Annotated in this window: 22 protein-coding genes; 11 read left to right on the plus strand and 11 right to left on the minus strand. The window is 59.8% G+C overall.

All coding sequences use genetic code 11. The features are described 5' to 3' along the window. Positions 1-11: 11 nt before the first annotated feature. Positions 12-1307, plus strand: a complete 1296-nt coding sequence (locus ACJO5Y_RS16890; protein ID WP_406988855.1) for an adenylosuccinate synthase — start codon at positions 12-14, stop codon at positions 1305-1307. 64 nt (positions 1308-1371) lie between these two features. On the opposite strand, the gene cmoB is transcribed toward ACJO5Y_RS16890, so the two are convergent. Genes cmoB through ACJO5Y_RS16915 form a run of 5 tightly spaced genes read right to left on the minus strand, consistent with a single transcriptional unit; the run spans position 1372 to position 4948 of the window. Then, the gene (gene cmoB, locus ACJO5Y_RS16895) at positions 1372-2364 is read right to left on the minus strand and encodes a tRNA 5-methoxyuridine(34)/uridine 5-oxyacetic acid(34) synthase CmoB (RefSeq protein WP_406988857.1); all 993 of its coding nucleotides are present in this window, start codon (positions 2362-2364) and stop codon (positions 1372-1374) included. Between the two features lie 9 nt (positions 2365-2373). Then, complete coding sequence (gene cmoA, locus ACJO5Y_RS16900; RefSeq protein WP_406988859.1) at positions 2374-3132, minus strand: carboxy-S-adenosyl-L-methionine synthase CmoA; 759 nt, start codon at positions 3130-3132, stop codon at positions 2374-2376. Continuing rightward, complete coding sequence (locus tag ACJO5Y_RS16905) at positions 3125-3478, minus strand: PA3694 family proteiin (protein WP_406988860.1); 354 nt, start codon at positions 3476-3478, stop codon at positions 3125-3127. The genes cmoA and ACJO5Y_RS16905 overlap by 8 nt, the downstream gene beginning before the upstream one ends. Before the next feature lie 35 nt (positions 3479-3513). After that, a complete protein-coding gene (locus tag ACJO5Y_RS16910; RefSeq protein WP_406988861.1) occupies positions 3514-4515 on the minus strand; it encodes a serine/threonine protein kinase in 1002 nt (333 codons plus the stop codon). A 10-nt stretch (positions 4516-4525) separates the two neighbouring features. After that, positions 4526-4948 carry a hypothetical protein gene (locus tag ACJO5Y_RS16915; RefSeq protein WP_406988862.1) on the minus strand — a complete coding sequence of 141 codons (423 nt, stop codon included), beginning with the start codon at positions 4946-4948 and terminating at the stop codon, positions 4526-4528. 154 nt (positions 4949-5102) lie between these two features. Here ACJO5Y_RS16915 and ACJO5Y_RS16920 point away from each other — a divergent pair, with 154 nt between their 5' ends. Then, positions 5103-6212: an NAD(P)/FAD-dependent oxidoreductase gene (locus tag ACJO5Y_RS16920; RefSeq protein ID WP_406988864.1), complete on the plus strand. Its 1110-nt coding sequence runs from the start codon at positions 5103-5105 to the stop codon at positions 6210-6212. Here the strand turns inward: ACJO5Y_RS16920 and ACJO5Y_RS16925 are convergent. Then, positions 6209-6943 (minus strand): ComF family protein, encoded by a 735-nt coding sequence (locus ACJO5Y_RS16925; RefSeq protein WP_406988866.1) that lies wholly within the window; start codon positions 6941-6943, stop codon positions 6209-6211. The two genes, ACJO5Y_RS16920 and ACJO5Y_RS16925, sit on opposite strands and share 4 nt — an antisense overlap. A gap of 49 nt (positions 6944-6992) precedes the next feature. Between ACJO5Y_RS16925 and bioB the strand changes: the two genes are divergently transcribed. From bioB to ACJO5Y_RS16970, 9 genes are all read left to right on the plus strand, one after another. Beyond that, on the plus strand, positions 6993-8051 hold the full coding sequence (gene bioB / locus ACJO5Y_RS16930) for a biotin synthase BioB (protein WP_406988867.1): 1059 nt from the start codon (positions 6993-6995) through the stop codon (positions 8049-8051). A 37-nt stretch (positions 8052-8088) separates the two neighbouring features. Next, entirely contained in the window at positions 8089-9267 is a 1179-nt protein-coding gene (gene bioF / locus ACJO5Y_RS16935; RefSeq protein WP_406988869.1) for an 8-amino-7-oxononanoate synthase, read from the plus strand. Further along, positions 9264-10007, plus strand: coding sequence for an alpha/beta fold hydrolase (locus ACJO5Y_RS16940; protein ID WP_406988870.1), 744 nt, complete (start codon positions 9264-9266; stop codon positions 10005-10007). Before bioF ends, ACJO5Y_RS16940 begins: the two co-directional genes overlap by 4 nt. Next, positions 10007-10852: a malonyl-ACP O-methyltransferase BioC gene (gene bioC / locus ACJO5Y_RS16945; protein WP_406988872.1), complete on the plus strand. Its 846-nt coding sequence runs from the start codon at positions 10007-10009 to the stop codon at positions 10850-10852. The genes ACJO5Y_RS16940 and bioC overlap by 1 nt, the downstream gene beginning before the upstream one ends. Before the next feature lie 11 nt (positions 10853-10863). Next, positions 10864-11556, plus strand: coding sequence for a dethiobiotin synthase (gene bioD / locus ACJO5Y_RS16950; RefSeq protein WP_406988873.1), 693 nt, complete (start codon positions 10864-10866; stop codon positions 11554-11556). Between the two features lie 50 nt (positions 11557-11606). Continuing rightward, positions 11607-11852 (plus strand): flagellar basal body rod C-terminal domain-containing protein, encoded by a 246-nt coding sequence (locus ACJO5Y_RS16955; protein WP_406988875.1) that lies wholly within the window; start codon positions 11607-11609, stop codon positions 11850-11852. Between the two features lie 131 nt (positions 11853-11983). Then, complete coding sequence (locus ACJO5Y_RS16960) at positions 11984-12526, plus strand: putative metalloprotease CJM1_0395 family protein (protein WP_406988877.1); 543 nt, start codon at positions 11984-11986, stop codon at positions 12524-12526. 240 nt (positions 12527-12766) lie between these two features. Further along, positions 12767-14566, plus strand: coding sequence for an acyl-CoA dehydrogenase C-terminal domain-containing protein (locus ACJO5Y_RS16965; RefSeq protein WP_406988878.1), 1800 nt, complete (start codon positions 12767-12769; stop codon positions 14564-14566). Between the two features lie 189 nt (positions 14567-14755). Continuing rightward, complete coding sequence (locus ACJO5Y_RS16970; RefSeq protein ID WP_406988880.1) at positions 14756-16546, plus strand: acyl-CoA dehydrogenase C-terminal domain-containing protein; 1791 nt, start codon at positions 14756-14758, stop codon at positions 16544-16546. Positions 16547-16624: 78 nt separating this feature from the next. On the opposite strand, the gene ACJO5Y_RS16975 is transcribed toward ACJO5Y_RS16970, so the two are convergent. The 5 genes from ACJO5Y_RS16975 to leuS all read right to left on the minus strand — a co-directional run bounded on the left by ACJO5Y_RS16975 (position 16625) and on the right by leuS (position 21848). Beyond that, on the minus strand, positions 16625-17260 hold the full coding sequence (locus ACJO5Y_RS16975) for an endonuclease (RefSeq protein WP_406988881.1): 636 nt from the start codon (positions 17258-17260) through the stop codon (positions 16625-16627). A 57-nt stretch (positions 17261-17317) separates the two neighbouring features. Then, on the minus strand, positions 17318-17581 hold the full coding sequence (locus tag ACJO5Y_RS16980) for a hypothetical protein (RefSeq protein WP_406988882.1): 264 nt from the start codon (positions 17579-17581) through the stop codon (positions 17318-17320). 88 nt (positions 17582-17669) lie between these two features. Further along, entirely contained in the window at positions 17670-18677 is a 1008-nt protein-coding gene (gene holA, locus ACJO5Y_RS16985; protein ID WP_406988884.1) for a DNA polymerase III subunit delta, read from the minus strand. A 2-nt stretch (positions 18678-18679) separates the two neighbouring features. After that, the gene (locus ACJO5Y_RS16990; RefSeq protein WP_406988886.1) at positions 18680-19261 is read right to left on the minus strand and encodes an LPS-assembly lipoprotein LptE; all 582 of its coding nucleotides are present in this window, start codon (positions 19259-19261) and stop codon (positions 18680-18682) included. A gap of 1 nt (position 19262) precedes the next feature. Continuing rightward, the gene (leuS, locus tag ACJO5Y_RS16995) at positions 19263-21848 is read right to left on the minus strand and encodes a leucine--tRNA ligase (RefSeq protein ID WP_406988896.1); all 2586 of its coding nucleotides are present in this window, start codon (positions 21846-21848) and stop codon (positions 19263-19265) included. Positions 21849-22035: the final 187 nt, after the last annotated feature.

The raw sequence follows: 22035 nt of genomic DNA on the forward strand, positions 1-22035 counted from the left end.
GAGAGAGAATCATGGGTAAGAATGTAGTTGTGCTGGGCACCCAATGGGGTGATGAAGGCAAGGGCAAGATTGTTGATCTGCTGACTGACAAGGTCGCGGCCGTGGTTCGTTTCCAGGGCGGCCATAACGCCGGCCACACTCTGGTTATTGAAGGCAAGAAGACCGCATTGCACCTTATTCCCTCCGGTATCCTCCGCCAGGAGGTGCAGTGCCTGATTGGTAATGGCGTTGTCTTGTCACCGGAAGCCCTCCTGAAGGAGGTGCGTGAGCTGGAAGCCAATGGTGTGGCGGTGCGTGACCGCCTGCGTATCAGTCTGGCGTGCCCCATTATTCTCCGAACCCACGTTCGTATCGACCAGGCCCGCGAGCGCGCCAAGGGTAATGAAAAGATTGGCACCACCGGTCGTGGTATCGGACCGGCGTACGAAGACAAGGTTTCCCGCCGTGGCGTTCGTCTTGGCGATCTGTGTAATCCGGTTGCGTTCGAAGAGAAGCTGCGGGAAATCATGTCCTACCACAACTTTGTGCTGACTGAGTATTTCAAGGAAGAGGCCGAGGATATCGATGCCGCACTGGCGGAACTCAGGCAAATGGCTGAAGAAATTCTGCCGATGGCTGCCGACGTCACCGACATCCTGCATGACTACCGCAAACGCGGTGAGAACATCCTGTTCGAAGGCGCCCAGGGCTCACTGCTGGATATTGACCTGGGTACCTACCCCTATGTCACCTCGTCCAACACGACGGCTGGCGGCACCGCTACCGGTTCCGGTTTCGGTCCATTGTTCCTGGACTATGTGTTGGGCATCACCAAGGCCTACACCACCCGCGTGGGTTCCGGTCCTTTCCCGACCGAGCTGTTCGATGACATGGGGCAGCACCTGGCGGTAAAGGGCAACGAAATCGGTACCACCACCGGGCGTTCCCGTCGTTGTGGCTGGTTTGATGCGGTAGCCCTGCGCCACGCGATCCAGATCAACAGTGTTTCCGGTATCTGTCTGACCAAGCTGGACGTACTGGACGGCATGGCCACGGTGAAGGTGTGCGTGGGTTACAAAACTCCCAAGGGTGAAATTTTCCGTCCTCCCATTGGTTGTGACACCTACGAAGACATCGAGCCGGTGTACGCGGAGCTGCCGGGCTGGAAGGAAAGTACTTTTGGTCTGACCAGTCTGGAGCAGTTACCGGAAAACGCGAAAGCCTATATCCGCTTCCTGGAAGAACAGATCGAGGCCCCGATCGACATCATCTCAACCGGGCCGGATCGGGTGGAGACAGTGACGCTCCGCCATCCGTTCGGAGAATAAGGCCTAAGGCCTGGCGATAAAAAAACCCGCTTCCGAGCGGGTTTTTTTATAGGGAGCCGGGGAATCAGGGCTTGCTGGCGATGACCGTCGCCCGCTTTGGTCCGGGGTAGCCCTCAACGGTTTTACCCGGGTCATCCGGGTCGAGGAAATCCGCCAGGGAGTTGAACCGCATCCAGTCGGTCTGGCGCTGTTCCTCAATGGTGGTCTCGGTGACATCCACCACCCGCGCATCCCTGAATCCGGTGCGGTCGAGCCAGCGCAACAGGGTGTCGCAGCTGGGCAGAAACCACACGTTGCGCATCTGGCCGTAGCGATCCTCAGGCATCAGGCTGAAGCCTTCCGGGCCATCCACCACCAGTGTTTCCAACACCAGCTCACCGCCGCGGCGCAGGGTGTCCTTCAGCTCCAGCAGGTGATCCAGAGGGGACCGGCGGTGATAGAGCACGCCCATGGAGAACGTGGTGTCGAACGATTCCAGTTTGCCGGGAAGGTCCTCCATGCGCACAGGAAGCAGGTCCACGGGGGCGTCTTTCACATATTTTTTAATGCTGAGGAACTGAAACAGGAAGAGCAGCCCGGGGTCGATTCCGATGACCCGCCCGGCGCCTTCCCCCAGCATGCGCCAGCAGTGATAGCCGGAACCGCAGCCCACGTCGAGAATACGTCGCCCCGTTAAATCCGACAGGTAAGGAGCAACCCGGTCCCACTTCCAGTCGGAACGCCATTCGGTGTCGATGTAGGTGCCAAAGAAATCAAAGGGTCCCTTGCGCCAGGGCATCAACCCCCTCAAGCCAGATTCCAGCTGCTTCTGCTGTGAATCGCTGAGGGTCGTTTCCGTACCCAGGGTAATGGCGGGCGTGTCCAGCCTGGAACGGGCGTCGGGAACCTCGGGAAGCTGAGCCAATGCCCCCATCCAGCGGGCGATGTCGCCGTGGGGGTTGTCCTCGAACCGGCGCCGGAGTTGTTGGGTCAGCAGGGTGGACCAGCGTTCCTGGCCGTCCGTGTTTAATTCGTCGAGGAGGGCCTGGTAGCAGCCCTGCCAGTCAAAGGTTGCCATGGAAACTCCTCAGGCAGCGGATTTGATGGCCAGCATGGACACGAAGTTGAAGCACTGGTACCAGACCACAACCTGGTCAAAGCCGGCCTGCTGCAATCGCGTGCGGTGATCGGCCAGGCTTTCGGGAATCAGTACCTGTTCAATGGCGGAGCGCTTCTGGCTGATTTCCAGGTCGGAATAGCCGTTGGCCCGCTTGAACTCATGGTGCAGGCGGGTCTGGGTGTCCTGTTCTTCGGGTGATTCGAAGCGGATCTTTTCCGACAGGATCAGCACCCCGCCCGGGCGGGTGGCGCTGGCAATGCGCTGTAGCAAGGCTGCCCGCTGCTCCGGTGGCACGAACTGCAGCGTGAAATTGAGCGTGGTTACCGAGGCATCGCTGAGTTCTGTCTCAAGGATGTCCTCGCAACGCAGCTGCACCGGCAGGGCGCTGTCATCCAGGGCGACGTAGTGTTCGCAGCGCTCGATCATGGCGTCGGAGTTGTCGACGCCGATAAGGGTGCAGTCGTCGAACGGGATGCCGTGTCTCATCGCCAGGGTGGAGGCACCGAGGGAACAGCCCAGATCGTAGCAATTGGAACCGGCCTGGACGTACTGTTCGGTGATCACCTCAATCATCGGAATAATGGTGGTGTACCCGGGAACCGAACGGCGGATCATGTCCGGGAATACCCGGGCCACCGAGGCATCGAAACGGAAATCCTCGGGGTTACGCTCGGTGGCGAACAGGCGATCGGTTTCCTGCAGCGGCACGCGGGGCTTGTCACTCATTGCCGGCGGTGTCCTCTGACGGCTGCTGGGCAGAGGGGCGGCTGCATCGCACGCCCCGGTTCTTGTAGTCCACCACAATGCCACGGAAATCCGGGTCCACGTCTGCGGCGATGGCCAGGTAGCCCTGTTCGCAGGCGGCGTGCAGCTCAGAGGATTTTGGCGACATGCGGAAATCGTCTCCGGGGGTAACGTGAACGGCCTGGAATTCGCCGACCGGTACGTTGTCCTTGTTGCTGGAGTGATCAATGCGACCACTCACCTCAAGGATTACCACGGTGGCGATGGCTGTGCCAATAGCCGTAGCGATCAGACTGCGGACCGTAAATCTGGCCTCTTTCTCGCTCATCAGAAATTCTCCGGGTTAATGCGTCTGTCCGGTCGTCAGTACTGACCGGGAATATTGATCGGCGGCGCCTGCAGGGCGGCAAGCTGCTCCCGCATGGCCAGTACCTGGTCTGACCAGAACCTGGGCTGGGTAAACCAGGGGAAGAATCTGGGGAACGCCGGGTCATCCCAGCGTTTTGCCAGCCAGGCGCAATGGGCAATCTGCCGATAGCATCGCAGGGGCTCGATCAGGTGGCGCTCGCGTCGATTGAAATCGCGAAACATCTCATAGCCTTCCAGCAGTTCGCCGAACTGCTCACCCCGTTCGGCATCGTCGCCATTGAGCAGTAGCCAGAGATCCTGGATCGCCGGCCCGGTGCGGCAGTCGTCCAGGTCGACAAACAGCATCTGCTCTTCACGGCACAGGATGTTGCCGGCATGGCAGTCGCCATGGAGTCTCAGGGATTCGACTTCACCGGCGTCATCAATCCTGCGGGCACAGGCATCGTACAGATCGGGTATCAGGCTGTCCCAGGCCGGGCGAAGGTCTGCGGGAATCCAGTCGCCGTCAATTAACAGCTGATTCTTGCTGGTGATGCCGTCGAGGATATTGAACGCGGGGCGGTGCTCGAAAGGCTTGCTGGCACCGATGTTGTGGAGCTGTCCCAGCCACTGGCCGAGCCGGTAGAGGGTATCCGTGACACTGGTGTCCGGCGCCTGACCGCCGCGTTGGGGAAAGACCGCAAACTGGAACTGTTGCCATTGGCCCAGGGTATCCCCGGAGGGCATGGCCATCGGGGCGACCACCGGGATATCCGCTGTCGTCAGTTCCGTGGTAAACGTATGCTCCTCACGTATCTGGGCTTCGGACCAGCGGCCGGGCCGATAGAACTTGGCAATGATCGGCGTGCTGTCCTCAACGCCGATCTGGTAAACCCGGTTTTCGTAGCTGTTAAGGGCGAACAGGCGGCCGTTGATCACGAAACCTGCACTTTCCATGGCGTCCAGAATGGTGTCGGGAGTCAGGGCGTCGTAGGGGTGGGTGGAGGTTTCGGTCATAGGATCGGTATCAGCGCCTTGAGTCTTGCCTGGCCTGCATGTTGCTGAGGTGGTACCAATTGTCATCCAGCTCCCAGCGAATACGGTCGATGCCGGAAGCGTTCAGTACAATATCACCAGCCCTGGCCTGGACTTGGGCAAGCTCGCGCTCTGCCCGCTGCCAGTCCCGGTGATTGTCACCCAGGTTCTGCATGCTCGGAAAAATGGTGGTCAGTGCCTGGTGGGTGGAGACATTGTGGGACCGCAAGGAACTCATGATGGCGGTATTGCCTTCCACCCTCAGCACCCGGTGCTGGTAGGGGTAGTCTGCCACCATGGCGTCTGCTTTCAGGCTGTTGTTGAGGCTGATCACCTCGAACCCTCTCCAGCCCAGCCAGCCCACAAACAGGGCGGCAACCAGCATGACCGTTAAAAACTGCTTCCTGTCCGACATCTCACACCTGCATCCTGCACTAACGTGACTCCCCAGTATAACGCGTCCGGTGCGGGTTCGTAATGCGAATACCGATGAGTCCGGGGGCTTTTTCGCGGTTACCGGGTTTTGAGGTACTCTCGGGTGACAAAGAGCAACGAAAAGGCAGTGAATCATGGCGCAGCTGGAGAAACTCCAGGCGGATACGGTGGTGATCGGAGCGGGAGCTGTCGGGTTGGCGGCTGCCCGGGCTCTCGCCAGGCAGGGCAGGGAGTTACTGGTGCTGGAAGCGGGGGATCATTTTGGCGAGGGGCTCTCCTCCCGGAACAGCGAAGTGATCCACGCGGGTATCTATTATCCGCAGGATTCTCTGAAGGCCTTGCTGTGCGTGCGCGGGCGGGATCAGCTCTATGAATACTGCCGGAAACGTCACATTGGCCACCGCAAAACCGGTAAATGGATTGTGGCAACCCGGGAGTCGCAAATCGCAAAACTGGAGGAGATCCAGGCCCGGGCCAGACTCAATGGCGTGGCGCTGGCCATGAATGACGCGGATGCTGTGAACACACGCTTGCCCGGAGTTTCCGCCTGCGCGGCGCTGTATTCGCCGGAAACCGGCATTATCGATAGCCATGGCCTGATGGTTTCCCTGTTGGCAGACCTGGAGCATGCAGGCGGGCAACTGGTGAGGCGTGCGCCGGTGACCGCTGCCTGCTCCGATGACGCAGGGCATCGCCTGATAATCGGCGGGGCCATGCCTTGTGAGCTGTTTGCCCGTCGAGTGATCAATGCCGCTGGGCTGTGGGCCGTGCCGTTGGCCGGAATCTGGCAGGGGTTGCCGGATTCCGGCCGACCCGAGCAATGGTTCGCGCGCGGCGTCTACTTCAGTTACAACGGCCGCCATCCTTTCAGCTCCCTGATTTATCCGGTGCCCGAACCCGGTGGCCTGGGTGTGCATCTGACGCTCGACCTCGCCGGGCAGGCCCGTTTCGGGCCGGACGTAGAATGGATTACCGCTGAGGACTACACCGTCGACCCGGCGCGGGTAAACGCGTTTATCGACGGGATCAGGCAGTGGTGGCCAGAACTGGACCCCGACCGTTTGCAGCCTGCCTATGCCGGTATTCGCCCCAAACTGACCGGGCCGGACGGCGGTTTCGCCGATTTCCGGATTGATGGGCCCGCGGATCATGGTGTGCCGGGACTGGTGAACCTGTTCGGGATCGAGTCACCGGGCCTGACCTCCTGCCTGGCCATTGCCGATTATGTTGCTGCCAGGGTCTAGCCGGGTGTCCGGGCCAGCGCCCAGACCTGCACGTCCGCCGCACCTGCCTCCATCAGTGCCGCCGTCAGCATCCGGGCAGTGGCGCCGGTGGTGACCACGTCATCCACCAGTGCTATTCGCGCCGGTACCGCACCGCTCACTTCGAACATGCCGCGCAGGTTGTGCAGCCGCGCTTCCCGGCCAAGTTCCCGCTGTGGCCTGGCGTGTCGGAGGCGTCTGATCCGGGTGCTGGACCAGGGGATCTTCAGTGTCAGGGACAACTGCTCCGCAATATCCTCAGCCTGGTTAAAGCCCCTCTGGCGCCTGCGTTTGCGGTGCATTGGAGCGGGCACGATCAGGTCCGGTCTGAGCTCAGGCCTGGCCTGAAAGTGTCGGCACAGGTGCTCTGACAAACCGGCCACCAGCGGTCTCGCATACTTGCTCTGACCGTTGTATTTGTAGCGCCCAATCATCCCGTCCACCGGATACTGATACCGCCACGGTGCGATGGTATGGCTGAAAGGCGGCGGCGTGGACAGGCATTCACCGCAGGTCAGCGTGTCTGCGGGAAAGGCCATGGGCAGGGCGCAGCGCCGGCAATGCCAGCGGTTAACCGGTAAGTCATCGTGACACCCCGGGCATAAGCCGTTGATGGCCTTGTGGTCGAGGCAGGCGACACAGCTTCCTGCTGTTTTCTCGCTGTTAACCTTTAGTTCTATCAAGGTTGACAGCAGTCTCAGTCCCTTTATCATTCGTCTATCCGTAAACCAGTAACCCGTAAAAGGTTAACAGGGCCCTATTATGACCGCTACTACTCCCCGTCACGACTGGACGCTTCAGGAAGCCCGCGAACTGTTCCAGCTGCCGTTCAATGACTTGCTGTTCCGTGCCCAGAGCGTCCACCGGGAATTCTTCGATCCCAATGAAGTCCAGGTGAGCACGCTGTTGTCGATCAAGACCGGCGCCTGCCCGGAGGATTGTAAGTACTGTCCCCAGAGCGGTCATTACAACACCGGCCTTGAGAAAGAAAAACTGTTGGAAATTGAGAAAGTGATCGCAGAAGCTCAGGCCGCCCGCGAGAAAGGGGCCTCCCGCTTCTGTATGGGCGCTGCTTGGCGCAGTCCCACCAAAAAGGATATGCCCTACGTTCTGGACATGGTGCGTCAGGTGAAGTCCCTGGGGCTGGAAACCTGCATGACCCTGGGTATGCTCCAGGAAGACCAGGCCAAAGAACTCGCCGACGCGGGGCTGGATTACTACAATCATAACCTCGACACGTCCGAGAAGTATTACAGCCATATCATCACCACCCGTACTTACCAGGATCGTCTCGATACCCTCGACAATGTGCGCAAGGCCGGTATGAAGGTCTGTTGTGGCGGCATCATGGGTATGGGTGAGGACGAGGACGACCGTGTCGGTCTGCTGGTGCAGCTGGCGAACCTGCCGCACCATCCCGAGAGTGTGCCGGTGAATATGCTGGTGAAGGTGAAGGGCACGCCCATGGAGGACGTGGAAGACCTGGATCCGTTCGATTTTGTGCGCATTATTGCCGTCGCTCGCATCATGATGCCGGAATCCCACGTGCGGCTGTCCGCCGGGCGGGAGAACATGAACGAGCAGATGCAGGCATTGTGTTTCATGGCCGGCGCCAACTCCATTTTCTACGGCGAGAAGCTGCTGACGACGGCCAACCCGGAAGCTGATGCCGACATGGCGCTGTTCCGTCGCCTGGGAATCAACCCGGAGCAACGGGAGCAGTGTGCGACCGAGGAACAGGAAGAGGAGGAGATTGCCGAGGCAGTAGAATACGAGGCAACTCGCCACATGTTCTACGACGCAACCCGGGAATCCGCGTAACCGACAGACACCGCCATCAACTCCCAGGAATTGACCAGTGCGAGACTTCGCGGCAGAACTTGAGCAACGTAAACAGGCGGGCCTTTACCGGACCCGCCGGCAGATTTCCGGCCCCCAGCAGCCGTCCCTGACCTCCGATGGTCAGCGCCTGCTGTCGTTCTGCAGCAACGATTACCTCGGCCTGGCCAATCATCCCGCTAACATTGAAGCCCTCAGGGATGCCTTGCCGGAAACCGGCCTGGGTGGCGCGGCATCTCACCTGATTTGTGGCCATCACGATGCCCACCACCGTCTGGAAGAGCGTCTGGCGGCGTTTACCCAGCGCAGCGCTGCGTTGTTCTTCTCCACCGGTTATATGGCCAATATGGGCGTAATCTCTGCCCTGGCCGGACGGGGAGATACGATTTTCTCCGACCGCCTCAACCATGCGTCCATCATAGACGGCTGCATTCTCAGCCGCGCCAAGGTTCGTCGCTACCCCCACAGCGATATGGCGGCACTCGAGCGGATGCTGGCGGACACGTCGGGCCATAAGCTGGTGGTGACCGACGGGGTGTTCAGCATGGATGGCGACCTGGCGCCGCTCAGGGAATTGGCCGCGTTGTGCAAGGCACATGATGCCTTGTTGGTGGTGGATGATGCCCACGGCGTTGGTGTGCAAGGCCCCCAGGGGCGTGGCAGTGTCGCGGAACTGGGCTTGTCCGAGGATGATGTGCCGGTACTGATTGGCACCCTTGGCAAGGCGGTGGGAACCAGTGGCGCCTTTGTCGCCGGGCCCAGGGTATTGATGGATTACCTGGTGCAGAAAGCGCGAACCTATATCTATACCACGGCCATGCCGCCGGCCATCGCCATGGCGACCTGTGCCAGTCTGGACCTGATCGAGCGGGATGATGAGCGGCGAGCACACCTGCGTGAATTGATCGAGCGATTCCGTCGTGGGGCCAGCGAGCTTGGGTATCAGTTGATGCCTTCCGAAACACCGATCCAGCCGATCATGGTGGGTGACAACTGGTCTGCGCTGGCACTGAGCAAAGCGTTGGAAGAGAAAGGTCTGCTGGTGACAGCCATTCGTCCGCCAACAGTCCCTGAAGGCGAGGCGAGGCTACGGGTGACCCTGAGTGCCGCCCACCGGATGGCGGACGTGGACACTTTGCTGCAGGGGCTGGCGGACTGCCGCGCACTGTCGGGCATCGTGGTGGAACAGACGGCATGAACACCGTAGGCAGCGAGACGCTGGTTGTCATTGGTGGTTGGGGCGTGCGGTGTGAAATGCTGTCAGGCCTGTATGACCGCTGGCCCGGCGAGGTGATACCGGTCAGCCTGGATGATGAGCTGATGGCTGGGTGCGACTCTGTCAGTGCGGCTGCAGACGAATTACTGGGTCGCTTTCCAACGCCTGCGGTGTGGATGGGGTGGTCTCTGGGATCGCAGATTGCCATGACGGCCGCTGCTCGCAACACCGGTGCTGTGACTTCCTTGATCACCGTAGGGGGATTCCCCCGATTCACCGAAACAACGGGGTGGCCTTCTGGTATGCCGCAAGGCGAATTTGAGGCGTTTGCCAGAGGTATCGTCAGGGATCCTGGCCGGTACTGGATGCATTTCCTGTTGCTGATGATCAATGGCGATGCCGGTGAAGGTCGGGCCCGGGAGAGGCTGAAGTTCTGGTTGGAGCAGGGGCCTCCGGTATCCAGCGAGAATCTGGTCAAAGGGTTGGACTGGCTCAGGAAAGAGGATTTCAGGTCGCTATGGGGCAGCCCCGGGGTGCCAGCGTTGCATCTCATGGGAGAAAAGGACGTTGTGGTCAGGCCCTGGCGTGAGTGGCCTGAGCTGTCAGGGAAAAGCTGCGCTGGCGTTATCTCGGGGATGGCCCATTGGCCAACGGGCGAAGCTGCCGATGAATGTCAGCAGGTCATGGCAGAGTTCCTGGCGGGCGCGCGGGAGGTGGATTAATGGATGTCCTGATGCGTTCACCCGGTGAGGCCCAGCGCAACGACCAACCGCGAAAGCAGGACATTGCGCGGGATTTTGGTGAGGCTTCTGAAACCTACGAATCCGCGTCGCGGCTTCAGCGCCACATGGGCGACGTGATGCTGGACCGGCTTGGCCAGTGGCGGGCCGGGGGCGATAACCCTGATATTCTCGACCTTGGCTGTGGTACCGGTTGGTTCACGCGCAAACTGCTCCAGGCGTATCCCGGGGCTCATGTCACCGGGATCGACCTGTCGCCGGGCATGATCAATCACGCCAGCCTCAACAGTCCGACCCCCATTGATTGGCTGGTGGCGGACGCAGGAAGTTTGCCGCTTCCCGACAGCAGCGTCGATATCATCTTCAGTAACCTGATGATTCAATGGTGCGACCATCCGCAGCAGGTTCTGGCCGAATGCCGGCGCCTGTTACGCCCTGGCGGCATGCTGGTGTGTTCAACGCTGCTGGACGGCACCCTGAAAGAGCTGGAGCAGGCATGGGCGCAGGCAGATCCGGGGCGCCGGCATGTCAATCGGTTCGAGGCTGCATCCGCCATCAATCGGTACGTGGAAGAAGCGCTGCCTGGCGGCGAAGTAACGACAGGAACCGTCACCCTGGACTATCCCTCGCCCCTGGCGCTTACCCGTGAACTGAAATCCCTGGGCGCGGGTTACAAGGGCCAGGACCGTCGTCGCACAGCGACGGCCCCGGGGCGTCTGCGAGTCATGTGTGCGAACTATCCGCGCACCCCCGAAGAGACAATTCTGGCGTCTTATCAGGCGTGTTGGATTACGTACTCATCCCCTTTCCCTAATCCCAATTTCTGAACAGGTTGAACATGGCCAGGAAAAGCTTTTTTGTCACAGGCACGGACACCGGCGTGGGCAAGACCATCGCATCGGCTGCCATATTGGAAGCCGCCAGGGCGATGGACAAACGCACCATTGCCATGAAGCCGGTGGCCTCCGGCTGCGAGCAGACACCGGAAGGGCTGCGGAACGAAGATGCGCTGATACTGCAGGCTTCGATGACGGAATCCTTGCCCTATGATCAGATCAACCCGGTCACCCTGGAACCGGCGATTGCACCCCATGTGGCGGCGGAGCAGGCCGGTCGGCAGCTGACGGCGCAGCGGCTGGTTGGATTTTGCCGGGGCTTGCAGATGCAGCCTGCGGATTTGATGCTGATCGAAGGAGCCGGTGGCTGGCGGGTACCCCTGAACGACCGGGAAACCTACTCGGCGGTGCCGCGGGAGTTGGGCACCGGGGTTATCCTGGTGGTGCCCCTGAGGCTGGGTTGCATAAACCACGCGCTGCTGAGTGCGGAAGCCATTCGGCAGGATGGATTGACGCTGGCTGGCTGGGTCGCAAACCGTCCCGAACAGGAGGCCATGAGTTGTGAGCAGGAAACCCTGAACTACCTGCTTACCCACCTCGGGGCGCCCTGTCTGGGGGTTCTGCCCTGGCATCAGGACCCGAATCCGCAGGAACTGGCGGGGTTCCTTAAAATCGAAGCCCTGTTTGAAAATTGATCATGTTTGTGGCCTACTGAGCTCAGTCAGGGTCATCAGGTATCGCAGTCATGATCAATAACGCATTGGGTATTGGTATCCAGGGCATCCAGGACGGCATGGCGGGCATGGAGAATGCGGCCCGGAAGATTGCCCGTGGTGGCGCCGATGGTCCCCAGGGCACTGCTGAGGGCGCCGGCTCCCTGGTCGAGCCCATAGTCGAACTGAATCTGTACGAACGCAGTGTTGAGGCGTCGGCACAGGTTGTCAAAACCGCTGATGAAACACTCGGCACCCTGCTGGATATCAAGGCCTGAAAGCAGGCCCCTTTCGACATTAAACTGGCCACATTGAACCGGTTTTTCGAGCCAACCCGATGATGATATCCGGCGCGCTTCCTTCCTTTTCTCCCACCTTTTCCCCGGCCACGCCTGAGGGGAAATCTGCTGTGTCTGGTGCAAGCGAACCGGGAAGACCTGATGAACCCGGAAGCACCAAGCCATCCGCCGAACAGGATAAGTCTTCCGCGACCCGCAGGTCGGACAGTGCTCCCGGAACCGCCCAGTCGCTGGATGAAGCGCAGCTCAAGGAATTGACCGAGCTGAAGGCGCGGGATCGGGAGGTGCGGGCTCACGAAACCGCGCACAAGGCGGTCGGTGGCCAGTACGCCGGTGCGATTTCCTACGACTACCAGCGTGGGCCTGATGGTGCCCGCTATGCCGTCGGCGGCGAAGTATCCATTGATGTTTCGCCGGTACAGGGCGATCCGGAAGCCACCATTGATAAAATGCGCGTGGTTCGTGCCGCTGCCATGGCTCCTGCGGAGCCTTCTTCCCAGGACCGGGCCGTGGCGGCCGAGGCTACGCAGGTTATGCTGCAGGCCCAGGTCGATTTTTATCGGCAGGCCAGTGACACCTATCAATCGGTGTCAAAAATGAATGACTCTGATACAGAGTCAGGGCGCTCAACCTCTCACTCCGTAATGGCCTGATTGGCCAATCTTTTCTCCTCAGAAAGGCGCTGCATCCGCACCGCTCCGGTCTTTTCTGGCCACAAATCGCAACACAAATTTCCGGCCGGGCTATTGACAATTCTGTGCCTCTAAACGTATGTTTCAAACAAGTGTTTAATTAAGGCTGTGGTGCGATAGCGTCACAGTGTCTGAGCAAACCCCAAGGCCAAGTACTGCAACCTGCGTTGCAGATGTGACCGAAAACCTGAGGTGGATTACATGCCTGAATACAAAGCGCCCCTGCGTGATATCAAATTCGTAATGAACGAGCTGCTGAACAGCGAGCAGCACTACGCCAATCTGGAAGGTGCCGAGGATGCAACTCCGGATATGGTGGACGCCATTATCGGGGAAGGTGCCAAGTTCTGTGAGCAGGTTCTGTCTCCGCTGAACCAGGTGGGTGACAAGGAAGGCTGTACCTGGAGCGAAGACGGTGTGAAAACACCGACTGGCTTCAAGGAAGCGTACCAGCAGTACGTTGAAGGTGGCTGGCCGTCCATGACTGCCGATCCCAACTACGGTGGTCAGGGCCTGCCGCACTCCCTGGGCCTGGTCATGAGCGAAATGGTCGGCACGTCCAACTGGTCCTGGGGCATGTACCCGGGTCTGAGCCACGGTGCCACCAATACGATTGAAGCGCACGGCACCGAAGAGCAGAAGCAGACTTACCTCACCAAACTGATCAGCGGTGAGTGGACCGGCACCATGTGCCTGACCGAGCCGCACTGTGGTTCCGACCTGGGCACCCTGCGTTCCAAGGCCGAGCCGAATGCCGATGGCACTTACGCCATCACCGGCACCAAGATCTTCATCTCCGCCGGTGAGCACGACATGGCAGAGAACATTGTTCACATCGTTCTGGCACGCCTGCCGGGCGCTCCGGAAGGCACCAAGGGTATTTCCCTGTTCATCGTGCCCAAGAACCTGCCGAACGAAGACGGTTCTTCCGGTGAGCGTAACGCTGTTTCCTGTGGCTCCATTGAGCACAAGATGGGCATCCACGGCAACGCCACCTGTGTGATGAACTTCGACGGCGCCAAGGGCTGGCTGATCGGGCCGGAGAATAAGGGCCTGAACTGCATGTTCACCTTTATGAACACCGCTCGTATCGGTACCGCCATCCAGGGTCTGGGTGCAGCTGAACTGGGCTTCCAGGGCTCGCTGACCTACTCCAAGGACCGTCTGGCCATGCGCTCCCTGAGCGGCCCCAAGAATCCGGAAGGCATTGCTGATCCGATCATCGTTCACCCGGACGTCCGTCGCATGCTGCTGACCCAGAAGGCCGTTGCTGAAGGCGCCCGTGCCCTGATCTACCTGACGGCACAGCAGGCGGATATCGTTCACAGCGGCAAGACCGAAGAAGAGCGCAAGGCCGCTGATGAGGCCCTGGGCTTCCTGACGCCGATTGCCAAGGCCTTCCTGACCGAAATCGGTTACGAAGCGGCCAACCTGGGCATGCAGGTGTTCGGTGGCCACGGCTTCATTTCCGAGTGGGGCATGGAGCAGAACGTACGTGACGCCCGTATCGGCATGATCTACGAGGGTACCACCGGTATCCAGGCGCTGGATCTGCTGGGCCGCAAGGTTCTGATGACCCAGGGCGAGTCCCTGAAAGGCTTCACCAAGCAGGTACACGTATTCTGTAAGGAAAACGCCGACAACGAACAGCTCAAGGAATTCCTGGAGCCGCTGGCGGCCCTGAACAAGGAATGGGGCGATCTGACCATGAAGATCGGCATGACCGCCATGAAGAACCGCGAAGAAGTCGGTGCCGCATCCGTGGACTACCTGATGTACTCCGGTTACGCCGTGTTCGCCTACCTTTGGGCCCGTATGGCCAAGGTTGCGCTGGACAAGATGGCCGAAGGAACCAGCGAAGAGCTGTTCTACAACGCCAAGGTGCAGACCGCGCGCTTCTACTTCAAGCGCATGCTGCCCCGTGCCAAGGGGCATGCCGAGAGCATGCTGGCCGGCGCTGACAGCCTGATGGATATGCCGGAAGAAGCCTTCGCCATCTAAGGCGCGGGCAGGCAGACCCAGAAAAGCCCGCTCTCCCCGGAGGCGGGCTTTTTTCATGAGTTAGGCTCGCCAATAGGGTAGAATACGCCCCTATAAAAACAACGTTGAGCGGACACATAGCCGAGGTGCGCGACAGCAAACCGCTGGGTGCGTGCCGACAGACTGACTGGATTTTTGGAGAGTTTTTAGATGGCTGATTATCAGGCACCTTTACGTGACATGCGCTTTGTTCTGAACGAAGTTTTCGATGCACCGGCACTTTGGGCGTCACTGCCGAAAGTGGCGGAGAACGTGGACCCGGACACCGCCGATGCCATTCTGGAAGAAGCCGGCAAGATCACCAGTGGTGTGCTGGCCCCCCTGAACCGCGAAGGCGATGAGCAGGGCAGCAAGTGGAACGAAGGTGAAGTGACTGCGCCAGAGGGCTTCAAGGAAGCCTACCAGACCATCGTGGAAGGTGGCTGGAATGGCCTGGGCGGTAACCCGGAATTTGGCGGCATGGGCATGCCCAAGACCCTGGTGGCCCAGTTCGAGGAAATGATGCAGGGCGCCAACATGGCGTTCGGTCTGGCGCCGATGCTGACAGCCGGCGCTTGCCTCGCCCTGGACGCCCACGGTAGCCAGGAACTGAAAGAAAAGTACCTGCCCAACATGTATTCCGGCGTCTGGTCCGGCGCCATGGATCTGACCGAGCCCCACGCCGGTACCGATCTGGGCATTATCCGCACCAAGGCCGAGCCGAACGACGACGGCTCCTTCAATGTCACAGGCACCAAGATTTTCATTACCTGGGGCGAGCACGACATGGCGGAGAACATCATCCACCTGGTGCTGGCCAAGCTACCGGACGCTCCGAAAGGGCCGAAGGGCATTTCCCTGTTCCTGGTACCGAAGTTCATGGTGAACGAAGACGGTTCGCTGGGTGAGCGCAACAGTCTCAGCTGCGGCTCCATCGAGAAGAAGATGGGCATCAAGGGCTCCGCCACCTGCGTGATGAACTTCGACGACGCCAAAGGCTGGCTCGTTGGCGAAGAGAACAAGGGCCTGGCGGCCATGTTCACCATGATGAACTACGAGCGTCTGGGTGTTGGTATTCAGGGCATTGGCGCGGCGGAAGCTTCCCTGCAAAGTGCCCGTGAGTATGCTCTGGAGCGCACCCAGAGCCGTGCCCCGACCGGCGCCGAGCAGCCGGAGAAGACCGCAGACCCGATTCTGGTGCACCCGGACGTCCGTCGCATGCTGCTGACCATGAAAGGCTATGTGGAAGGCGGTCGCACCTTCTCCACCTACGTTGCCCAGTGGCTGGATATTTCCAAGTACGCCGAGGATGATGAGCGCCGCAAGCACGCCGAAGGCATGGTGGCGTTGCTGACTCCGGTAGCCAAGGCCTTCCTGACCGACCGCGGCCTCGACGCCTGCATCATGGGGCAGCAGGTCTTCGGTGGTCACGGCTTCATCCGTGAATGGGGTCAGGAGCAGTTGGTTCGTGACTGTCGCATTACCCAGATCTACGAGGGCACCAACGGTATCCAGGCGCTGGATCTGATGGGCCGCAAGGTGGTTGGTAGCCAGGGCAAGCTGTACGAGCTGTTTGCCAGTGATGTGGCTTCCTTTATCGAGGAAAACAGCGGTGATGAGAACCTGCGTCCATACCTGGAACCACTGGCTGCTGCGTTCGAGCGTCTGTCCGATGTGACAGAGCACGTGATCAATCAGGCGGGGGACAACCCCAATGCCATCGGCGCTGCGTCCGTGGACTACCTGGACCTGTTTGGTCTGACGGCCCTGGGCTATATGTGGGCGAAGATCGTCAAGGCCGCTGCTCCGAAAGCGGAAGGTGACACCTCCGGTTTCTACACCGGTAAGCTGAAGACAGCGCGGTTCTACTTTGACCGTCTGTTGCCGAAGACGGTATCACTGGCGGAAGGCATCCGCAGTGGCAGTGAGTCGATGATGGCGCTGACTGCTGAGGAGTTCTGATCGTTAGGGTCAGATGATGTAGTCGGAAAAGGCAGGTCCTGCGAGGGATCTGCCTTTTTTGTTATTGGGTCAGGAGATTTACAGGTTATCCATGCGGTCCGGGTTCAGGATGAACAGGTTCTCGTTACCCTGAAGCTCACTGACCTGACGATGGCGCGTCAGCTCGCTGTCGTCCGGCGGATCTTTCCGGTTCCAGCTTTTAAAGACCGAAGACGCGCCGACCCAGGGCAGGTCGTAGGTATCCACCATGTAGGCAACCGCGCGGGCGACATCGCCTTTCACCTTGCCGGGTGGTTCAAAAAACTGCGCACTTTCCCGGTTGCCACACTCATCTTCCCGTGCGCCTGCGCTGAGTTCCTCGTAGCGGGCGTTGCGGCGACGCATTTCAACACGGCTGCTGACAGGTACCATGTTGTGGAGATCGGAGGCTATCTGGCGATAGCGGTCATCCCGGTCGCACTGGCTGGAGGTGCCGCAGCCCAGTGCGCTTCGGACTGCGGCGAGGGGGTATATATGGCCTTCCGTCATAGTGAAGCCCTTGTTTTTAAAAGGGGTCTCGCAGAAGAAGGAGGTTCCCCCATCGGCGTAAAGGGCTCCCCAGAACTGGTCCCGGACAACGGTATCGGGATCACTGAATCGGGTGTTCTGACCGTTGGTCAGGGGTGGGGCCAGTAACAGTATGAGCGTAACGATAAAGGCACTTGTTTGGTTCATGCGTTCTTATACCCCGCTACAAGGGTGAGTGCCTTTGCCGATCAGGCCCAAACCCCATTACTTCAAGCGATCACGAATGCGCTGATACCCCGCACGAACCTCCTCTCCGAGCTGGTGGGCTGTCTGCCGGGCTTCGTGGGTGGCATCCTCGGCATCGTGAAGGATCTTGTCGAATTTGTGGCGAAACTTCTCCCAGTCCTTTTCCAGGTCGTCCCACTCATCCTTGACGTCTTCACGGGCGAGGTGAAGCTGGACGCGGGCCTCGTCACGGTACTGTTTGATTTTTTCGGACAGTTTCTTGAGGTCATTATGAAGCGTCATAGGAAGCACCTCCTTTGACAGAGACTGTCTTTACAATGCTCCCGAACGTGAGAACCTGTCAAGAGGGGTGTTGGGGTGCTCCAACCGCTCAGGCAGGGCGGGCCAGCAGGATGGCCATGTCTTCCAGATAATGCCAGGGAGAGGAGGCGGCAAACCCTTTTGCGGCGCGATCGATATCGCTGCACAGTTCCAGGGCAGAGTGAAGCTGGGGGCGGGAAAGCCGGCGTGCGGCCTGCTCAATGGTACGCGCACGTTGTGGCTGGAAGACGCCGCGTTGCTTGAGGAAGGCCGATGGGTTCTCACGTTGTGCAGTCGCTGCCCGCAGTTCCATGGTCAGGTTCAGGTCGCGAGTCAGTACCGCCAGTAGCCCCAGAGGGTTCTCGCCTTCCTGCCGGAGAACCCCGATCATCTTGCGGGCGTGGGGAGCCCGTCCGGCCAGCAGTTCGGTTACCAGCTCGAATCCGGTAAAGCGTGAACTGTCCTGGACGGCCTGTTCTATCGCTTCTTCGTCGATGGTCTTGCCGGTGCCAAAGAGCGCGAGTCGGTCCAGCTCCTGGCTGGCTGCCAGCAGGTTGCCTTCCAGTTTCTCGGTGAGAATGTTCAGGGCACCCCGGGTCAGGCTCAGCCCCCGGGATTTGGCGCGCTGTTGCAGCCAGCCGGCAAACTTGTCGCCATCCACCGGCCACACCGGAACATGCACGCCTTTATTCTGCAGTTCCTTGTACCATTTCCTGCGGGTTTCGGCGGCATCAAGTCTGGCGCTGATCAGCAACAGGACGATGTCTTCGGGAGGATTCTGCAGAACCCGCTCCAGTACGGCGCGACCGTCCCCGAGCTTGCCCGTCGGCAGGTGGATCTCGATGCGGCGTTTTTCCGCAAACAGGGACAGGGAACCAAATTCCTCACCCACCGTATTCCAGTCCAGCTGGTGATCGGCGTGAAAGGTCATGCGTTCCTGGAAACCAGCTTCCCGCGCGGCGCTGCGCACCTGGTCGCAGCATTCCTGGACCAGCAGGGGCTCATCTCCGGAAATCAGATAGACCGGTGCCAGGGATTTCTTCAGTAACTGGGGAAGCTGGGCCGGTTGGGTTTTCATAATCAGCGAGAGTCTTGTTCTTGATCGTCGGCCGCCTGTTCACGCAGCTGTTCTCGTAATTGGGTCACCCGGGCGTCGGTCAAGGGTGCAAGCCGGAAAATGATCTGCTGTGCTAGCCGTTCGTAAAGCTGCTGTCGCAGCTCTTCTTCTTCCCGTTGTTTGGCGAGCACATTGGTCTCATCGTAGCGGTAGGTTTCGCTGCTGTTGAGACTGGTTTCCGCAATCAGAGGCAGCTCATCACGGGTGAGCACGTCCATTTGCACGGTCTGCCGCAGGGTGTACTCGGCGGCGGATGCCTGAACCGTAATGGCGCTGGCACGCCGGTCCTGCTGGAATCCGCGAAGGCGCAGGATATAATCTGCCTGCTCGGGATCACGAACATCGATCTTGCCCAGTTCCAGTTGCTTCTTCACCGCGCGGCAAAGTTCCCCGGGTATCTGCTCAACGCAGGAAACCGCCAGCGGCTGAAGGCCGGGGGGAACCGGTGGTGCCCCCCGTAACTGAAAACCACACCCCGCCAGTGCCAGGGACAGGAACGCCGCCACTGGGAGTCTGACGTTACGGAGCGGGTGCGGGAAGATCATCTTAATTGGCCACCACGTTGACCAGTTTGCCTGGCACCACGATCACCTTACGAACGGTCTGGCCGTCGGTAAAGCGCACCACATTCTCGTTTTCCAGGGCCAGCTTTTCCAGGCCGGCCTTGTCGATGTCGGCGGGTACGTCGGCCTTGGCGCGGACTTTTCCGTTCACCTGCAGCACCACCTGGATCTGGTTGCGAACCATGGCTTCCCGGTCAGCCTGCGGCCATGTGGCATCCACGACGGGCGTTTCGTGTCCCAATGCCTGCCATAGGCTATGGCAAATATGGGGCACGATGGGGGACAGCATCAACACCGCGACTTCCAGCGCCTCTTGGCGAACAGCCCGGCTTTGCGGGCTATCGTCGGTCAGCTTGCCGACCTCGTTAAGCAGCTCCATTACCGCAGCGATGGCGGTATTGAAGGTGAGACGGCGGCTGATGTCGTCGCTGACTTTGGCGATGGTTTCATGGGTCTTGCGGCGCAGATCCTTCTGGGCGTCGGTCAGGCCGGCCACGTCCAGCGTGGGCGTGTCGCCACCTGCCGCCAGTTCATTCACCATGCGCCAGAGGCGCTTGAGGAACCGGTGGGCGCCTTCCACGCCGCTGTCTGACCATTCCAGGGATTGCTCGGGCGGTGCCGCGAACATCATGAACAGTCGCACGGTGTCCGCGCCGTGCTGATCAATAATGGCCTGGGGATCAATGCCGTTGTTCTTGGACTTGGACATCTTGGTGACGCCGCCAACCTCAACCGGCTGGCCGTCTTCCTTGTGGACCGCTCCAATAACCTGACCCTTGGCGTCCCGCTCGACGGTGACGTCGGCCGGTGAGATCCAGGTCTTGCCGCCATTGCCGTCTTCGCGGTAGTAGGTCTCCGCCAGAACCATGCCCTGGCACAGCAGGCGGTTGAAGGGCTCGGAGCTGGTGACCAGGCCCACGTCCCGCAACAGTTTGTGGAAGAAGCGGGCGTACAGCAGGTGCAGGATGGCGTGTTCGATACCACCGATATACTGGTCAACCGGGAGCCAGTAGTTGGCGGCGGCCGGGTCCAGCATGCCCTTGTCGTAGTTGGGGCTGCAGAAACGGGCGTAGTACCAGGACGACTCCATGAAGGTGTCGAAGGTGTCGGTTTCCAGGGTCGCTGGCTGTCCTTCAAAGGTGGTTCTGGCCCACTCAGGATCGGCCTTGATGGGAGACTGGACGCCATCCATTTCCACATCTTCCGGCAGGGCGACCGGCAGCTGGTCATCCGGGACCGGTCGTTCGGTGCCGTCTTCCAGTGTCATCATCGGAATCGGTGCGCCCCAGTATCGCTGGCGGGAAACACCCCAGTCACGCAGGCGATAGTTCACGGTGCGTTTGCCGATACCGTTCTCTTCCAGGTAATCCGCAATGGCATCAAAGGCTTCTTCACTGGTCAGGCCGCTGTATTTGCCGGAGGACACCAGGGTACCTTTTTCAGTAAATGCCTTTTCCTGTATGTCGATCTCGCGACCATCGAGGGCCGCGATGACCTGCTTGATTGGCAGGCGGTATTTGACGGCAAACTCGTGGTCCCGCTCGTCGTGGCCGGGAACGGCCATCAGGGCGCCGGTGCCGTAATCCGTCAAAACGAAGTTGGCGACCCAGACCGGAATTTCTTCTTGGGTCAGGGGATGAATGGCTTTGAAGCCGGTATCGATCCCTTTCTTTTCCATGGTGGCCAGCTCGGCCTCGGCGACCTTGCTGTTACGGCACTCGTCTACGAATTCCGCGACATCACGGTGACGCTCCGCCGCGGCCTTTGCCAACGGGTGCTCGGCGGCTACGGCCATATAACTGACGCCCATCAGGGTGTCCGGACGGGTCGTGTAAACGGTGAGGCCGTCATCCCCGCCTTTCAGCGGGAAGGTCAGCTCGGTACCGATGGACTTGCCGATCCAGTTGCGCTGCATGGTCTTGACCTGTTCCGGCCAGTCTTCCAGATCATCCAGGTCGTTCAGCAGTTCTTCGGCGTAATCGGTGATACGGATAAACCACTGGGGAATCTTCTTCTGCTCAACCAGGGCGCCGGAGCGCCAGCCGCGGCCGTCAACGACTTGTTCGTTGGCCAGTACGGTCTGGTCCACAGGATCCCAGTTGACCGTGGACATTTTCTTGTACACCAGGCCTTTCTCGTAAAGGCGGGCGAAGAACCACTGTTCCCAGCGGTAGTAGTCCGGCTTGCAGGTGGCCAGTTCGCGGTTCCAGTCATATCCGAAGCCCAGCTGCTTGAGCTGGTTCTTCATGTATTCGATATTGGCGTAGGTCCACTTGGCAGGCGCGGTCTTGTTGGCGATTGCCGCGTTTTCAGCGGGCAGGCCGAAGGCATCCCAGCCCATGGGCTGCATCACATTCTTGCCCTGCATGCGCTGGTAGCGGGAAATCACGTCGCCAATGGTGTAGTTGCGGACGTGGCCCATGTGCAGTTTGCCGCTCGGGTACGGGAACATGGACAGGCAGTAGTACTTGGGCTTGCCGGGCTCTTCCTTGACGGTGAAGGTGTTGTTCTCTTCCCAGAAAGTGCGGGCATTCTGTTCTACGTTACGTGGATTGTATTGCTCGTCCATTCCTGCCATTACCGAAATTACCTTGTGTGAAAAATAAAACCCTGTATCAAAACGATGTCCGGAGCGGGCCGGACATTCTAACGCACACGGAGGTTAACAGGTAGTCTGCCAAAAATCGTTTCATGTGCCAGACTTGTTATCAGGCGGGCAGGATCAGGCAGTTACCCCCTCTCCGGGACACGCTGTG

The sequence above is a fragment of the Marinobacter alkalisoli genome (genome assembly GCF_045449855.1).
Taxonomy (GTDB): domain Bacteria; phylum Pseudomonadota; class Gammaproteobacteria; order Pseudomonadales; family Oleiphilaceae; genus Marinobacter.

Excerpts from the sequence above, each read along its gene's own strand:
- ACJO5Y_RS16890 (WP_406988855.1), top strand. The coding sequence starts at position 12 with ATGGGTAAGAATGTAGTTGTGCTGGGCACCCAATGGGGTGATGAAGGC.
- cmoB (WP_406988857.1), bottom strand. The coding sequence starts at position 2,364 with ATGGCAACCTTTGACTGGCAGGGCTGCTACCAGGCCCTCCTCGACGAA.
- cmoA (WP_406988859.1), bottom strand. The coding sequence starts at position 3,132 with ATGAGTGACAAGCCCCGCGTGCCGCTGCAGGAAACCGATCGCCTGTTC.
- ACJO5Y_RS16905 (WP_406988860.1), bottom strand. The coding sequence starts at position 3,478 with ATGAGCGAGAAAGAGGCCAGATTTACGGTCCGCAGTCTGATCGCTACG.
- ACJO5Y_RS16910 (WP_406988861.1), bottom strand. The coding sequence starts at position 4,515 with ATGACCGAAACCTCCACCCACCCCTACGACGCCCTGACTCCCGACACC.
- ACJO5Y_RS16915 (WP_406988862.1), bottom strand. The coding sequence starts at position 4,948 with ATGTCGGACAGGAAGCAGTTTTTAACGGTCATGCTGGTTGCCGCCCTG.
- ACJO5Y_RS16920 (WP_406988864.1), top strand. The coding sequence starts at position 5,103 with ATGGCGCAGCTGGAGAAACTCCAGGCGGATACGGTGGTGATCGGAGCG.
- ACJO5Y_RS16925 (WP_406988866.1), bottom strand. The coding sequence starts at position 6,943 with ATGATAAAGGGACTGAGACTGCTGTCAACCTTGATAGAACTAAAGGTT.
- bioB (WP_406988867.1), top strand. The coding sequence starts at position 6,993 with ATGACCGCTACTACTCCCCGTCACGACTGGACGCTTCAGGAAGCCCGC.
- ACJO5Y_RS16940 (WP_406988870.1), top strand. The coding sequence starts at position 9,264 with ATGAACACCGTAGGCAGCGAGACGCTGGTTGTCATTGGTGGTTGGGGC.
- bioC (WP_406988872.1), top strand. The coding sequence starts at position 10,007 with ATGGATGTCCTGATGCGTTCACCCGGTGAGGCCCAGCGCAACGACCAA.
- bioD (WP_406988873.1), top strand. The coding sequence starts at position 10,864 with ATGGCCAGGAAAAGCTTTTTTGTCACAGGCACGGACACCGGCGTGGGC.
- ACJO5Y_RS16955 (WP_406988875.1), top strand. The coding sequence starts at position 11,607 with ATGATCAATAACGCATTGGGTATTGGTATCCAGGGCATCCAGGACGGC.
- ACJO5Y_RS16965 (WP_406988878.1), top strand. The coding sequence starts at position 12,767 with ATGCCTGAATACAAAGCGCCCCTGCGTGATATCAAATTCGTAATGAAC.
- ACJO5Y_RS16970 (WP_406988880.1), top strand. The coding sequence starts at position 14,756 with ATGGCTGATTATCAGGCACCTTTACGTGACATGCGCTTTGTTCTGAAC.
- ACJO5Y_RS16975 (WP_406988881.1), bottom strand. The coding sequence starts at position 17,260 with ATGAACCAAACAAGTGCCTTTATCGTTACGCTCATACTGTTACTGGCC.
- ACJO5Y_RS16980 (WP_406988882.1), bottom strand. The coding sequence starts at position 17,581 with ATGACGCTTCATAATGACCTCAAGAAACTGTCCGAAAAAATCAAACAG.
- holA (WP_406988884.1), bottom strand. The coding sequence starts at position 18,677 with ATGAAAACCCAACCGGCCCAGCTTCCCCAGTTACTGAAGAAATCCCTG.
- ACJO5Y_RS16990 (WP_406988886.1), bottom strand. The coding sequence starts at position 19,261 with ATGATCTTCCCGCACCCGCTCCGTAACGTCAGACTCCCAGTGGCGGCG.
- leuS (WP_406988896.1), bottom strand. The coding sequence starts at position 21,848 with ATGGACGAGCAATACAATCCACGTAACGTAGAACAGAATGCCCGCACT.